At 45.0% G+C, this 14,615-nt stretch carries 11 protein-coding genes; 10 read left to right on the top strand and 1 reads right to left on the bottom strand.

The window, feature by feature from the left end:
- Nucleotides 1-29: 29 nt before the first annotated feature.
- The 7 genes from K8P02_RS04595 to K8P02_RS04565 all read left to right on the top strand — a co-directional run bounded on the left by K8P02_RS04595 (nucleotide 30) and on the right by K8P02_RS04565 (nucleotide 7,744).
- Complete coding sequence (locus tag K8P02_RS04595; RefSeq protein ID WP_223382073.1) at nucleotides 30-2,927, top strand: golvesin C-terminal-like domain-containing protein; 2,898 nt, start codon at nucleotides 30-32, stop codon at nucleotides 2,925-2,927.
- A 403-nt stretch (nucleotides 2,928-3,330) separates the two neighbouring features.
- Nucleotides 3,331-3,648, top strand: coding sequence for a hypothetical protein (locus K8P02_RS04590; protein ID WP_002561719.1), 318 nt, complete (start codon nucleotides 3,331-3,333; stop codon nucleotides 3,646-3,648).
- Nucleotides 3,645-3,863: a sulfurtransferase TusA family protein gene (locus K8P02_RS04585; protein ID WP_002561720.1), complete on the top strand. Its 219-nt coding sequence runs from the start codon at nucleotides 3,645-3,647 to the stop codon at nucleotides 3,861-3,863. The genes K8P02_RS04590 and K8P02_RS04585 overlap by 4 nt, the downstream gene beginning before the upstream one ends.
- A gap of 114 nt (nucleotides 3,864-3,977) precedes the next feature.
- A complete protein-coding gene (locus K8P02_RS04580) occupies nucleotides 3,978-4,322 on the top strand; it encodes a hypothetical protein (RefSeq protein ID WP_007484949.1) in 345 nt (114 codons plus the stop codon).
- A gap of 4 nt (nucleotides 4,323-4,326) precedes the next feature.
- Complete coding sequence (locus K8P02_RS04575) at nucleotides 4,327-4,809, top strand: DUF456 domain-containing protein (RefSeq protein WP_025868157.1); 483 nt, start codon at nucleotides 4,327-4,329, stop codon at nucleotides 4,807-4,809.
- Between the two features lie 6 nt (nucleotides 4,810-4,815).
- The gene (locus K8P02_RS04570; protein ID WP_155921485.1) at nucleotides 4,816-5,889 is read left to right on the top strand and encodes a hypothetical protein; all 1,074 of its coding nucleotides are present in this window, start codon (nucleotides 4,816-4,818) and stop codon (nucleotides 5,887-5,889) included.
- A gap of 34 nt (nucleotides 5,890-5,923) precedes the next feature.
- On the top strand, nucleotides 5,924-7,744 hold the full coding sequence (locus K8P02_RS04565) for a YgiQ family radical SAM protein (RefSeq protein ID WP_025868155.1): 1,821 nt from the start codon (nucleotides 5,924-5,926) through the stop codon (nucleotides 7,742-7,744).
- 125 nt (nucleotides 7,745-7,869) lie between these two features.
- Here the strand turns inward: K8P02_RS04565 and mfd are convergent, their stop codons facing one another.
- Entirely contained in the window at nucleotides 7,870-11,247 is a 3,378-nt protein-coding gene (gene mfd, locus K8P02_RS04560) for a transcription-repair coupling factor (RefSeq protein WP_195450208.1), read from the bottom strand.
- Nucleotides 11,248-11,442: 195 nt separating this feature from the next.
- Between mfd and K8P02_RS04555 the strand changes: the two genes are divergently transcribed.
- The 3 genes from K8P02_RS04555 (at nucleotide 11,443) to K8P02_RS04545 (ending at nucleotide 14,596) form a co-directional block, all read left to right on the top strand.
- Nucleotides 11,443-12,204, top strand: a complete 762-nt coding sequence (locus tag K8P02_RS04555) for a polyprenol monophosphomannose synthase (RefSeq protein ID WP_025868154.1) — start codon at nucleotides 11,443-11,445, stop codon at nucleotides 12,202-12,204.
- A 41-nt stretch (nucleotides 12,205-12,245) separates the two neighbouring features.
- A complete protein-coding gene (locus tag K8P02_RS04550) occupies nucleotides 12,246-13,589 on the top strand; it encodes a dihydroorotase (protein ID WP_007484943.1) in 1,344 nt (447 codons plus the stop codon).
- A 110-nt stretch (nucleotides 13,590-13,699) separates the two neighbouring features.
- Nucleotides 13,700-14,596: a vitamin B12 dependent-methionine synthase activation domain-containing protein gene (locus K8P02_RS04545; protein ID WP_223382071.1), complete on the top strand. Its 897-nt coding sequence runs from the start codon at nucleotides 13,700-13,702 to the stop codon at nucleotides 14,594-14,596.
- Nucleotides 14,597-14,615: the final 19 nt, after the last annotated feature.

The raw sequence follows: 14,615 nt of genomic DNA, 5'->3' as shown, positions 1-14,615 counted from the left end.
TCTGTGATAAACCGTAATAATTGAAGTTTATGAGAAAGCTATACCTATTCCTGCTATCACTTATTGTAGGAACCAATTTACTCTTTGCGCAAGCTATCGAAAAAACAGTAGAAGATCGGCTGAATGAATACTTCAACAGCTACACCTCTGCCTCTGCAAAAATAAAACAACCCACACTACAAAGTGTAGAAATTGACTTTGACCGAAAGCAACTCACAATACAGGCTTCAGAAAGTTTTGCTTATCAGCCCTTTCTACCCGAAACTGTTGAGTCTATTTATAATCAGGTAGAAAATATTCTCCCTGGTCCGGTACGTTTTTTCGATGTTACGATATACGCCGATGGCAGACCCATAGAGGACCTTATCCCTAATGCCTACCGCAAAAAGAAAAAGGACAAAACCCGGCTTTCATTGAATACTGACTATAAGGGAGCGCCCTGGGTGACAAATACATCGCGCCCATACGAAATATCCCGTGGACTGCAAAACCGACACATTGCTCTCTGGCAGAGCCATGGACAGTATTTCAAGAATGAAAATGGAGAATGGAGCTGGCAACGTCCCCGGCTGTTTTGTACAACAGAAGACCTTTTTACACAATCGTTTATCCTGCCCTATGTTATCCCGATGTTGGAAAACGCAGGTGCCAACGTTTTCACTCCACGCGAACGGGATACACAGAAGAACGAAGTAATTGTTGATAACGACACGAAAAACGGTTCTATCTATCTGGAAATGAAAAGTCGCAAGGCCCGTTGGGAAACAGTAGGTGGAAAAGGATTTGCATCTAAAAAACGTATCTATAAAGATGGAGAGAATCCTTTTTTGGACGGTACTGCACGCTATGCCCGTACAGAAAAGAAAAAGAACAAAGCCTTTGCAGAATGGATTCCGACCATCCCACAAACGGGTAACTATGCAGTATATGTATCCTATCAGACGCTACCTAACAGCGTAAGTGATGCCAAATACATTGTGTTTCATAAAGGAGGAGCTACCGAATTTAATGTGAACCAGCAGATAGGCGGAGGTACCTGGGTATATCTGGGGACTTTTGAGTTCGACAAAGGCAATAATGATTATGGCATGGTGGTACTCAGCAATGAGAGCAAAGAGAATGGCGTCGTGTGTGCGGATGCAGTACGTTTTGGAGGAGGTATGGGAAATATCTCACGAGGCGGAACCGTCAGCGGACTTCCGCGCTATCTGGAAGGAGCACGTTATTCTGTTCAATGGGCAGGTATGCCGTATGAAATATATGGTGGACGAAAAGGAGAAAATGATTATGCCGATGATATCAATGCACGCTCCAATACACTCAATTATCTGTCCGGCGGTTCAGTGTTCAACCCCAAAGAAAAGGGATTGGGAGTACCGTTGGAAATGACCTTGGCCCTGCACAGTGATGCCGGATATAGTAAAACAGACGAAATAATCGGCTCATTAGGCATATATACCACCGATTTCAATAACGGCTTGCTGAACACAGGCATGGACCGCTATGCCTCGCGTGATCTGGCAGATATCTTATTGACACAGTTGCAACGGGACATCCGCACTACCTACAATATCCCCTGGACCCGGCGTAGCATGTGGAATCGCAATTATAGCGAAACACGCTTGCCGTCTGTACCCTCTACGATCGTAGAACTACTATCACACCAGAATTTTGCGGATATGCAACTGGGGCACGACCCTAACTTCAAGTTCACCGTAGGGCGTGCTATTTACAAAGGTGTACTCCGCTTTGTGAGCAGCCAACACGGAAAGGACTATGTTGTACAACCGCTTCCTGTAAGCAACTTCGCCCTTCAGTTCGGAAAGAAAAAAAACACCCTCGAACTCTCCTGGCAAGGAGAAAACGATCCGCTGGAACCAACTGCCACTCCACGTGAATATATAGTATATACCCGCATCGGCTACGGCGGCTTCGACAATGGTGTACTGGTGAGCCACCCTTCCTATACCCTAAAAATAGAGCCGGGCCTTGTGTATTCATTCAAAGTCACAGCAGTCAACCGTGGTGGCGAAAGTTTCCCCTCAGAGATATTATCGGCCTATAAAGCAAAAGATGAAAAAGGGAAAATACTTATCATCAATGGTTTCGACCGTCTGAGCGGTCCGGCTATCATCAACACACCTACCAGCGCAGGGTTTGATCTGGAAGAAGATCCTGGCGTACCCTATTTATACAACATCTCCCTGAGTGGGGCACAAATCGGATTCGACCGGAAACAAGCCGGCAAAGAAGGGAAAGGCAGTCTGGGGCATAGTGGCAACGAACTGGAAGGAATGAAAATCATTGGAAACACATTTGACTATCCATTTATTCATGGTAAAGCAATTCAGGCAGCAGGACACTATAGTTTTGTATCATGTAGTGATGAGGCTGTAGAAAACGGACGGGTACAATTGGAAGAATATCCCATTGTGGACTATATCCTGGGACTGGAAAAGGAAGATCCCGTCAACCGGGCATATTACAAAACATTCTCCTCGCCTATGCAACGGATCATTACGGCTTACTGCCAATCGGGAGGTAACATTCTCGTCAGCGGCTCTTATCCTGGAAGTGATATGAATACTTCGCAAGGTAACCGGGAGTTCACACAAAAAGTGCTGAAATATGGCTATCAAAGTTCACTACGCAACAGCCTGTCCGGACAGATCAACGGACTGGGACGTACTATTTCCATTCCCCGCCTACCCAATGAAAACAGGTATGCGGTGACTGCACCGGATTGTATAGTCCCCGTAGCACCTGCCTTTTCCGTATTCACATATAGTCCGGATAACCAAAGTGCAGGTATTGCCTACAAAGGGAATTACCGCACATTTGTTATGGGCTTCCCCTTCGAAAGCATTGAATCGGACAAAGACCGGGCAATGGTTATGGCAGCAATACTTAACTTTTTTAGTGAATAATAAATAGTGATTAGTGATTAATGCGAATCAGTAGTTGAAATCAGTTAAGAGTTATTTTTGTTTCTTTCTGAACGGATTTAAATCAAACTGCGTTCTATTTCTATGGCACACGGATGAGGCGGATAAAACGATGACAACGGATCAGATTTTCTTTTTCCTTGATTATCAGTGAATAAAATAAAAAGATCCGTTGTCATCCGTTTTATCCGCCTCATCCGTGTGCCATAGAAAATACAAAGCCATTTAGCTCGTTTCTATTCAGTTTTGAACTCAATAGCCAACTACTGATTCACTTATCACTATTCACTAATCACTTTTTTAATTAATTTCCCCCCTATTTGTTCAATCTCTCGCGAAAAGTTCTATCTTTGTCCCTATCATTAACCTCTAAAATAAAAACATTATGTATACCATACAAGCAAATCCCAGCGGCACACGCAGCATGGAAGTTTCCGAAGAAAACCTGAAAACCATTGAAAAATATGCCCTCTTCCGTCACCTGATTGACAGTAATGGTATTGTAGACGAAGCTGTTCTTGATAAACTTAAACTGAACGTCCGTTCGCTTATCGCCAGCCAGGAAGAAGACAGCAAGGACCTGCTCGATCTCTGCATAGACGTGATTTATCACAATAACATGAAGGCATTCGGCCTGCAACAGCTTATTAAACTATACCTTACCTGGTTTAACTCCCAGGAAGCAGAAGAGGAAGAGTCATGATTACCGCCGACACTCGTGGAACGACTGCTTACAGTCCGTTAATCCCGGCTATAAAAGCCATATGTAGCGCCCAACCCGGCGAAACAGTGAAGATTATTATGGATAATGCCGACGCATTTCAGGACTTGAAAGAGTACTTATCGGAACAAGGCATCGGTTTTCGCGAAATCTATGGTAGCGAACAAATGACTTTGCAGTTTATCGTACAAACATAAGCTTTCACCACAGAGGACACAGAGAGCACAGAGTTTTAAAATATATTTAAAGTAATATAGTCTCTGTGCCCTCTGTGTCCTCTGTGGTGAAACATATCCCAAACCGCATTAAACATGAGTGAAGTACAACAGAAATTAAAGGAATTACCGGGATCAGCCACCCGGAAAATCAACAGTATATATGGTAGTATAGACAAGTTCTACGCTACCGTTTATCTTATTGCCCGCAATGAGCACCAGTGCCAGATGATGGCTGTGCCGGCTGCTGACCAACGAATGAAAACCATTCGTGCCTATCAGGGCCTCATACGTTTCATGCTCGACGAACTTGGCCTTGACGGAAAAGACATTATGGATGCCATAGCCAGTGACTATCTGGAAGATTTCGTAAACTACCGCGAACAAAGCTTCGGCATGACAAACGAAGAGTTCATCTCTATTATCAAACGAATCGGTTAACCGGATGGATATTCTCCTCATTATCATAGGAAGCATCTGCCTGTTGGCAGGACTGATAGGGTGCATCGTCCCAATGCTTCCGGGTCCGCCCATCGCCTATCTGGCTCTGGTATTGCTTCACTTCACCGACAAAGTACAATTCACAATAACTCAACTTTTCTTGTGGCTACTCCTCGTTATAGCTATTCAGGTGCTCGATTATTTTATCCCGATGTTCGGGGTGAAACGGTTTGGTGGTACCAGCTGGGGTAACTGGGGTTGTATTATCGGTACTTTCGCAGGACTTTTCCTGTTTCCTCCCTGGGGTGTTATCATCGGTCCGTTTGCCGGAGCATTTATAGGAGAGTTATTAGGAGGAAAAGAGACACATCACGCCCTCAAAGCCGGATTCGGAGCTTTTGTGGGATTCTTAATGGGCACTGTACTGAAAGTTGCCGTATGCGGTTGGTTCATCTTCTGCTTTATCAGTGCATTAATTCAATCTTAACTATCTATGAAACACACGAAATCACTGACTTGTCTATTAACTTTGTTCTCCTTCATTACATCCGTTACCATAAAAGCGCAGGATGATAGAGAGTGGCATACTATTCAGATAGAGAAATTAGGGATTAGCGCCTCTTTTTACCAACAACCCACAGCCACTACTAAATTAAACGGTGAGGAAAAGAACTATCGTTTTGAAAATATAGTAGAGGAAGAAGAACATCCCAATAAATCTTACCTCATCAGTATCTGGGAAACAACAAACCCATCTGATTCTGGATATGCAGAAAAGAAGGAGATGCAACTTATCACCCAAAAGCTGCATGGAAGCAATCTGGAACTCATGGACAAAAATATCTTTCCCAAAGGAGGAGTTCCTATTACACAATATACTTTGAAAAACATCAATGGAGAATATATTCTTTTCCTTATTGGATATAGCAAGAACAAAGTATATACGTCAGAGATACACTGTAAAAAAGACCAGGGATTCAACTACGAACGCCTAAAGTTTATTCAGAGTTTTTACATCGACAACTATATCAAAGAGATACAGAAAATCAGTCTTGATAGTTTAAGTTGTAGCATCCTTTTTCCTTATCCACCCGAAGTATATAAAATAGATAATCCGGAACCCGAAATGATATATGCAATAGAAGCATATGCCCCAACTCCCCAAAAAGAAGAAGAGGTAACTATCTGGATTGGAGAAGAGGAAAAAACCATCAAGATGTATCAATATGAAGACTCAGTGAGTTATTATAAACTATCAGAGGCACTTCTTTCAGAAACCATTCCGGAAACGATGTCAGCCGAAACTATGAATTTATTATTGCAGCATTTCGTTCACTCGATGGTAAGTACTTCTAACGGGAAGTTAATAAAGAAAGAAGAAATCCAAAGAGACAATCTACAAGGAATAGCCATCACGGTACAAAGTGGTAATACAACCGAGACCCTTCTTTATCACATGTTTCTAAAAAATCGTAAGATATATATTCTGATGGTCGCACTGCAACGTGGAGTAAGAACGAACTACCCTGCCGCCACCCGATTTATGGAATCCTTTCATATAAAATAAATGTGCAGTTATAAATTATCCGTATCTTTGCAGCATGAAAGAATACCGACTTACCGACTGGCTGCCCACCACCAAGAAAGAAGTAGAACTGCGCGGATGGAATGAACTCGATGTCATCCTATTCAGTGGAGATGCCTATGTAGACCACCCCTCCTTCGGGCCGGCTGTGATTGGCCGCATTCTCGAAGCACAGGGATTGCGGGTAGCCATTATCCCCCAACCTAACTGGCGCGATGATCTACGCGACTTTAAGAAGCTGGGACGCCCCCGTCTGTTTTTTGGCATTTCGGCAGGATGTATGGATTCTATGGTAAACAAATATACTGCCAATAAACGCCTTCGCAGTGAAGATGCCTATACCCCGGACGGACGCCCGGATATGCGTCCCGAATACCCTTCGATTGTATACAGCCAGATACTGAAAAAGCTATACCCGGATGTTCCCGTTGTACTGGGTGGCATCGAAGCAAGCTTACGCCGGTTGAGTCATTATGACTATTGGCAGGATAAAATACAAAAAAGTATCCTGTGTGACAGTGGTGCCGACCTGCTCATCTATGGCATGGGAGAGAAGCCTATCGCCGACCTTTGCAAACGACTGCAAACCACCCATGAGATGCCGGCCGACCTACTGCAAACAGCTTATTTACGAAACAATACGGAAGACGTAACCCGTGCGGAAGATGACATCGAACTTTACTCACACGAAGAATGCCTGAAAGACAAGAAAAAGCAGGCCGCTAACTTCCGCCACATCGAAGAGGAGTCGAATAAATATGCCGCTGCGCGCATCCTGCAAGTTGTAGGAAAGCAGGTCGTAGTAGTCAATCCGCCTTATCCGCCCATGACGCAGGAGGAACTGGACCACTCGTTCAACCTACCCTATACCCGCCTGCCGCATCCCAAGTATAAAGGAAAGCGTATCCCCGCCTATGATATGATTAAGTTCTCGGTAAACATCCACCGGGGATGCTTCGGAGGTTGTGCCTTTTGTACCATTTCGGCACACCAGGGCAAATTCATCGTAAGCCGCAGCAAGGATTCCATTCTCAAAGAAGTAAAAGAGGTGATGCAGTTGCCGGACTTCAAAGGCTATCTCAGTGATCTGGGAGGTCCTTCGGCCAATATGTATAAGATGGGAGGAAAAGACGAAACAGTCTGCCGGAAGTGTAAACGCCCGTCATGTATCCATCCCAAAATATGTCCGAATCTGAATACAGACCACCGTCCCCTGCTTGATATCTATCATGCAGTAGATGCACTGCCGGGCATTAAGAAATCATTTATCGGCAGCGGGGTACGCTATGACCTGCTACTGCATCAAAGTAAAGACCCTGCAGTAAATCGCAGTACCAATGAATATACCCGCGAACTGATCGAGAAGCATGTTAGCGGACGACTGAAAGTTGCACCGGAACATACCAGCGACCGCGTTCTCAATATTATGCGCAAGCCCTCGTTCAGCCAGTTCGGAGAGTTTAAAAAGATATTCGACCGCATCAACACCGAGAAAAACCTGCGACAGCAACTCATCCCTTACTTCATCTCCAGCCATCCGGGCTGCGAGGAAGAAGACATGGCTGAGTTGGCCATCATCACCAAACGACTGGACTTTCATCTGGAGCAGGTACAGGACTTCACCCCTACCCCGATGACCGTTGCAACAGAAGCATGGTACACCGGATTCCACCCCTATACACTGGAACCGATATTCAGTGCCAAAACACAACGAGAGAAACTGGCACAGCGCCAGTTCTTCTTCTGGTACAAACCGGAAGAGCGCCGGAATATCATCAACGAATTGCGGCGCATCGGACGCCAGGACCTGATAGATAAATTGTACGGAAAGAGATAAAATACAGTATCATACTATGCTGCTTGCAGTACACGCCTTGCCTGCATGGAGAATACGCCTTGCCTGTTTGCAGGCAAGGCGTACTCTCCAAACAGGCTCTACAAGGCACACAGACACGGGTAGGTTTATTCTTCCTGTTTCACCGGTAAAGCCACCATTTCCTGCAATATACTCACGGCAGTCTCTACATTCGGGATATCTTTTATTACCATCGAACGGCGTCCGTTCTGTTCGCGCAAATCGCAACGACGGGTGTACTTCATCATATAATCTATCACCTTACCAAAAGCCTGGCTCTGATAGAATGGGCTGTCCGGATTGGATACGAAAAACAACGTCATACGCCCTGCTTTAAGGAATACCTTTTCTGCTCCCAGACGGGCTGCAAGGCGACGAAGCGGAACGATACGGAGCAGTTCTTCCGTTTCGGAAGGCACAGGGCCAAAGCGGTCTTCAAGCCGCGAACGAAAAGCCTCCACATCTTTGTCCAGAGTCAATCCGTCCAACTCGCGATACAGCAACATGCGTTCACTACTTCCTGTGACATAGTTGGCAGGCAACAACAACTCCAGGTCACTCTCTACCTGGCACTCATCTACAAACTGCTCGCCACTGACAGCTCCTTCACCTTTTATCTCGTTGGCATACAACTCGGCAAACTCGTCTGTCTTCAACTCATACACGGCCTCTGAAAGGATTTTCTGATACGTCTCATATCCTAAGTCGGCAATGAAACCACTTTGTTCCGCCCCCAGCATATTTCCTGCACCACGGATATCAAGATCCTGCATGGCAATGTGGATGCCACTCCCCAGATCGGAGAAATTTTCGATAGCCTGCAATCGTCTCCTCCCCTCAGGAGTAAGTGACGAAAGCGGAGGAGCAAGCAGATAACAGAATGCCTTCTTGTTACTACGTCCCACACGCCCGCGCATCTGGTGAAGATCACTCAAACCAAAATTCTGCGCCTGGTTTATGATGATGGTATTAGCATTAGGGATGTCAATTCCACTCTCGATAATCGTAGTGGCAAGCAACACATCATAATCATAATTTACAAAGTCGAGGATAATCTGTTCCAGATCGGCAGGCTCCATTTGCCCGTGTCCGATAGCGATGCGGCAATCCGGAATATGCCGTTGTATCATGGCTTTCAGTTCCGGCAGATTCGCTATACGGTTGTTTACAAAAAACACCTGTCCGTTGCGGCTCATTTCGAAGTTAATAGCATCGGTTATAATCTCTTCATTAAAAGTATGCAGTTCCGTTTGTATGGGATAACGGTTGGGCGGCGGGGTAGATATCACACTCAGATCACGTGCTCCCATCAGCGAAAACTGGAGCGTGCGCGGGATAGGCGTTGCCGTCATAGTCAGCGTATCTACGTTCACTTTCAGTTGGCGTAGTTTCTCCTTTACCGATACACCAAATTTCTGCTCTTCGTCAATGACCAACAGGCCCAAATCTTTGAAATGCACATCCTTACCCAGGATACGGTGCGTACCGATAAGGATACCCACTTCTCCTTCTTTAAGTCCTTTAAGTACCGCTTTCGTTTGTGCGGCAGTACGGGCACGGCTCAGGTACTCCACTTTACAGGGGAGTCCTTTCAGTCGTTCGCGAAAGGTTTGAAAGTGCTGATAAGCCAACACGGTAGTAGGTACCAGTACTGCCACCTGTTTATTATCGGCCACTGCCTTAAAGGCAGCACGGATAGCCACTTCTGTCTTTCCAAACCCCACATCCCCACAAACAAGGCGATCCATCGGGCGGTCACGTTCCATATCTGCCTTCACCTCGGCAGTAGCCTTACTCTGGTCGGGTGTATCTTCATAAATAAAAGAAGCCTCCAACTCACGTTGCAGAAAGCTATCGGGACTATAGGCAAATCCCTTTTCTTCACGGCGCTTTGAATAAAGCAGAATCAAATCGCGCGCAATATCTTTAATCTTAGTTTTAGTACGTTCCTTTAGCTTCTCCCAGGCACCCGTACCTAATTTATTCAGGCGGGGAGCTTCCCCCTCTTTACCTTTGTACTTCGATACTTTGTGCAACGAATGGATAGACACAAAAACCACATCCTCGTTCTGATACACCAATTTCATGACTTCCTGGGTGGTATCACCGTTAGGGATACGTACCAATCCTGAAAAACGCCCCACGCCGTGATCGGTATGCACCACATAGTCACCAGGGGTAAACTGGTTAAGCTCTTTGAGCGAAAGAGCTACTTTTCCCGAACGGGCTTTATCACTTTTAAGGTTGTATTTATGAAAACGGTCGAACAACTGATGATCTGTAAAGATACACAGACGCAAGGCATCATCGGCAAAACCTTCATGCAGAGTACGCTCTACTGCAATAAAAGGTATCTCGTCACCTCTGTCTTCAAAAATAGCCCGTATACGTTCAGTCTGTTTCCTGCTGTCACTACAGATATAAAGTGAATAGCCCTTCTCACGATATTCTCTGAAAGAAGCAGCTACCAGATCGAAATTCTTATGAAAAATAGGTTGTGCCGTTGTCTCAAACTCAATCGTAGCATCCGGTGTTCCGGTAGGCTTGTTGCCAAACTCCATCCTTCGGAAATCAAGAGCGCGAACGGTAAATTTGGCACCATCAATTAATGCCCCTTCAAGCTTAATCCCCCCATTATCTTCGGCTTCCTGTACTGCAAGTGCCTGCGGAGTCAATGCCTCATCATGAACGGTCTGAATACGTTCACGCAACCAAAGGAAATCACGCATGGCCAATATCGTATCTTTCGGGATAAAATCAAGGAATGAAGAAGACATCGCCCCTGCCAGCGCCAGATCCGGAACGATAACAATGCTATTTTTCTTCTCACGCGACAGCTGTGTATCGACCTCAAATGTGCGGATACTCTCTACTTCGTCTCCAAAGAAATCGATACGATAAGGATACTCCGATGCAAAAGAAAAAACATCAATGATACTACCGCGTACAGCATATTGTCCCGGTTCATAAACATAATCTACGTATTCGAAACCGTAGCTATGCAATACCTCCGTAATAAAACCGGAATCAACATGTTCACCTACGTTCAGCTTAAGAGTCTTATCGTCCAGTTCTTCCTGCGAAACGACTTTCTCCGCCAATGCATCGGGATAGGTAACAATGCACAAACCCTTTTCTCCTTTCTGCAAACGGCTGAGCACCTCGGTACGTAATATCTCATTGGCTGCATCCTTCTGACCATACTTGATGGCACGGCGAAAAGAAGAAGGGAAAAAAAGCACCTGCTCTCCTCCCAACACCTGTGTCAGGTCATGATAAAAATAACCGGCTTCCTCCAGATCGCCCAAAATAAACACAAAAGGAGACGGACTTTTCTGTACCAACGCTGACGAAAAAAGCGAAGCAGAAGAAGCGCACAATCCTCCACAAAAAATGTGATTTACAGAAACGTCTTTCAGCAATTGACACATAACAGTCACGTTGGGATGAAAGGCGTATTGTTGTTGCAGTTCGGTGATAGTCATTGTTCCTGTTTTTAACTCGCCAAAGGAGCCAAAGAGTCCCACTGAGTTTTAAGAAAAAATAGAACCCTTGTAAGATAATTGTGCTCTCTGTGGTGAAAATCCTCGCAAAAGTACTAAATTATCCTTAGTTTTGATACACTATTTTCGGTAAGTAACGGAAAAGCGTTACATTTGTCTGCAAATACAGATACGATTATGCACACACCATCGGACAGCATTGTTATCATACCAACCTACAACGAGCGGGAAAATATAGAGAATATTATCCGTGCTGTTTTCGGGCTGGAAAAGGAGTTCCATATTCTCGTCATCGAAGACGGTTCACCGGATGGAACAGCCGCCATCGTGAAAAAACTGCAAGAGGAGTTCCCCGAACGTCTGTTCATGTTGGAGCGCAAAGGTAAACTCGGATTGGGGACTGCTTATATTGCAGGTTTCAAATGGGCGCTTGCCCACCATTATGAATATATCTTCGAGATGGATGCCGACTTTAGTCACAATCCGCAAGATCTGCCCCGCTTGTATAAAGCCTGTGCAGAAGAAGGAGGCGATGTGGCAATCGGTTCGCGTTATGTCAGTGGAGTAAATGTAGTAAACTGGCCTATGGGACGTGTCCTTATGTCATACTTCGCATCCAAATATGTCCGGTTCATAACCGGAATACCGGTACACGATACCACTGCCGGGTTCAAATGTTACCGACGCTGTGTACTCCAAACCATAGACTTGGACAATATCCGCTTTAAAGGATATGCCTTTCAGATAGAAATGAAGTTCACGGCTTATAAATGCGGATTCAAAATAATCGAAGTACCCGTCATCTTTATCAACCGGGAGTTAGGTACCTCCAAAATGAACGGTAGTATTTTTGGCGAAGCTGTATTTGGAGTAATCAAGCTGAAACTAAACAGTTGGTTTCATAAGTATCCCCAAAAAGTGGGAAACAACAAACCGTGAACGACAAAGTCTTATGGGTAATTTAAAATTGTAGATTTCAGATGAAAAGAACACTTATAAAGAATGCAATCATTGTAAACGAAGGGCTTCAAGTACCCGCTTCGGTGATTATAGAAGGAGAAAAGATAGCGGAAATATTGGTTGAAAATCAAGAGCCTTCCATTCCTTGTGACGAAACAATCGATGCAACAGGATGCTATCTACTGCCCGGAGTTATCGACGGTCATGTTCATTTCCGTGATCCGGGATTAACTCACAAAGCAGATATCATCACCGAAAGCCGGGCAGCAGCAGCCGGCGGAGTAACATCTATCATGGATATGCCTAATACCAGTCCGCAAACAACAACATTGGACGCCCTGAACGCCAAACTCGACCATCTGGCTGAAAAGTGTTCTGTAAACTACTCCTGTTATTTTGGCGCTACCAACAACAACTATCCTCTGCTCGAACAACTGGACAAGCACCGTGTATGCGGTGTCAAGTTATTCATGGGTTCGAGTACCGGCAATATGCTGGTGGACAAGATGGCCAGCCTGCTGAATATATTCAACGGAACCGATCTGCTGATTGCCACCCACTGTGAAGATCAATCTATCATCAAAGACAATACAGTCAAATATCTGGAAAAATACGGAGCAGATGGCGATGTACCGCTAAAGTATCATCCCAATATCCGTTCGTCGGAAGCCTGTTATCAGTCTTCCGAGCTTGCTGTTCGACTGGCGCGTATAGCCGATGCCCGTCTGCATATACTGCACATCTCTACTTCTAAAGAGTTGCAACTGTTCGAGAACATTCCATTATCAGAGAAACGAATAACGGCCGAAGCATGCGTTGCCCATCTGCTATTTGCTTCCAGTGACTATCAGGAACTGGGCACACGTATCAAGTGTAATCCTGCTATCAAAAAGAAAGAGCGAAATGCGCTGCGCGATGCTGTAAACTCCGGACTTATTGATTCAATTGCCACTGACCACGCTCCTCATCTGATCTCCGATAAAGAAGGAGGTGCCTTAAAAGCAGCATCCGGCATGCCTATGATACAATTCTCCCTTGTAAGTATGTTAGAACTGGTAGATGAAGGCATATTTACCCTTGAAAAGGTAGTAGAAAAAATGTGCCATGCCCCTGCCGAAATATACGAGATACATAATCGTGGCTACATACGGACAGGCAATCAGGCCGACTTGGTACTCGTTCGCCCCAATAGCGAATGGACTGTAAATAAAGAGTGTATTCTTAGCAAATGCCAATGGAGTCCGTTAGAGGGACATACTTTCCGCTGGAAGGTTGAAAAAACTTTTGCCAACGGACATTTGTTATATTCCGATGGAGCGGTAGACGAAAATTATCGTGGACAGGAATTAAGATTTAGAAATTAGTGATAAACGGTTAGTGATTAGTGATCAGTAGCTGTGCTGTGATCCGCATGGTACTAATCACTTATCACTACTCACTAATCACTATTCACCGACCATTTATTATTAAAAACTTGTCAACAATAGTATCATATAAAATTCACGAAGTCAGTCCCTATATCAATTGGATCTACTTCTTTCATGCATGGGGCTTTCAACCCCGTTTTGCTGCGATAGCCGATATACATGGGTGCGACGTTTGCCGTGCTTCCTGGCTAACATCATTTCCGGAAGAAGAACGCCCGAAGGCATCGGAAGCTATGCAACTCTTCAAAGAAGCCAATCGGATGCTGAACTTACTGGACGAAGATTTTGAAGTAAAAACAATCTTTAAGCTCTGCCAGGCAAATTCACAGGATGACAACCTGATACTGGACGGCATTACTTTTCCCCTGCTTCGCCAGCAAGCTAAAAAACGCGAAGGAGGTCCATTCCTTTGCCTGAGTGACTTTGTCCGCCCCTTGTCATCTGGCATAACCGACACTGTGGGTGCTTTTGCCTCCACAATCGATGCAGATATGGAAGGGCTTTATGAAAAAGATCCATATAAACACCTCCTTGTACAAACCCTCTCCGACCGCCTTGCAGAAGCTGCAACAGAAAAGATGCACGAATATGTGCGCAAAGAAGTCTGGGGATATGCCAAAGAAGAGAATCTGACCATCCCCGAATTGCTCGTAGAAAAGTATCAAGGCATTCGCCCGGCTGTAGGTTACCCTTCCCTCCCCGATCAGTCAATAAACTTTCTGCTCAACGAGCTTTTAGATATGAGGCAAATCGGTATATCACTTACAGAAAACGGGGCCATGTATCCGCATGCCTCTGTCTGTGGTTTGATGTTTGCACATCCTGCTTCCGAATACTTCTCTGTTGGCAAAATCGGAGAAGACCAGTTACTGAATTACGCAACCCGCCGGGGAAAATCAGTAGAAGAAATGCGAAAGTTCCTGGCAGCAAATTTACAGGATTAGTTGAATAAGGCTGATAATC

It is taken from the genome of Bacteroides nordii (assembly GCF_019930665.1).
GTDB lineage: Bacteria > Bacteroidota > Bacteroidia > Bacteroidales > Bacteroidaceae > Bacteroides > Bacteroides nordii.
Note: the sequence above shows the minus strand (reverse complement) of the source record. Positions and strands in the feature narration are given on the sequence as shown.

Excerpts from the sequence above, each read along its gene's own strand:
- K8P02_RS04595 (WP_223382073.1), top strand. The coding sequence starts at position 30 with ATGAGAAAGCTATACCTATTCCTGCTATCACTTATTGTAGGAACCAAT.
- K8P02_RS04590 (WP_002561719.1), top strand. The coding sequence starts at position 3,331 with ATGTATACCATACAAGCAAATCCCAGCGGCACACGCAGCATGGAAGTT.
- K8P02_RS04585 (WP_002561720.1), top strand. The coding sequence starts at position 3,645 with ATGATTACCGCCGACACTCGTGGAACGACTGCTTACAGTCCGTTAATC.
- K8P02_RS04580 (WP_007484949.1), top strand. The coding sequence starts at position 3,978 with ATGAGTGAAGTACAACAGAAATTAAAGGAATTACCGGGATCAGCCACC.
- K8P02_RS04575 (WP_025868157.1), top strand. The coding sequence starts at position 4,327 with ATGGATATTCTCCTCATTATCATAGGAAGCATCTGCCTGTTGGCAGGA.
- K8P02_RS04570 (WP_155921485.1), top strand. The coding sequence starts at position 4,816 with ATGAAACACACGAAATCACTGACTTGTCTATTAACTTTGTTCTCCTTC.
- K8P02_RS04565 (WP_025868155.1), top strand. The coding sequence starts at position 5,924 with ATGAAAGAATACCGACTTACCGACTGGCTGCCCACCACCAAGAAAGAA.
- mfd (WP_195450208.1), bottom strand. The coding sequence starts at position 11,247 with ATGACTATCACCGAACTGCAACAACAATACGCCTTTCATCCCAACGTG.
- K8P02_RS04555 (WP_025868154.1), top strand. The coding sequence starts at position 11,443 with ATGCACACACCATCGGACAGCATTGTTATCATACCAACCTACAACGAG.
- K8P02_RS04550 (WP_007484943.1), top strand. The coding sequence starts at position 12,246 with ATGAAAAGAACACTTATAAAGAATGCAATCATTGTAAACGAAGGGCTT.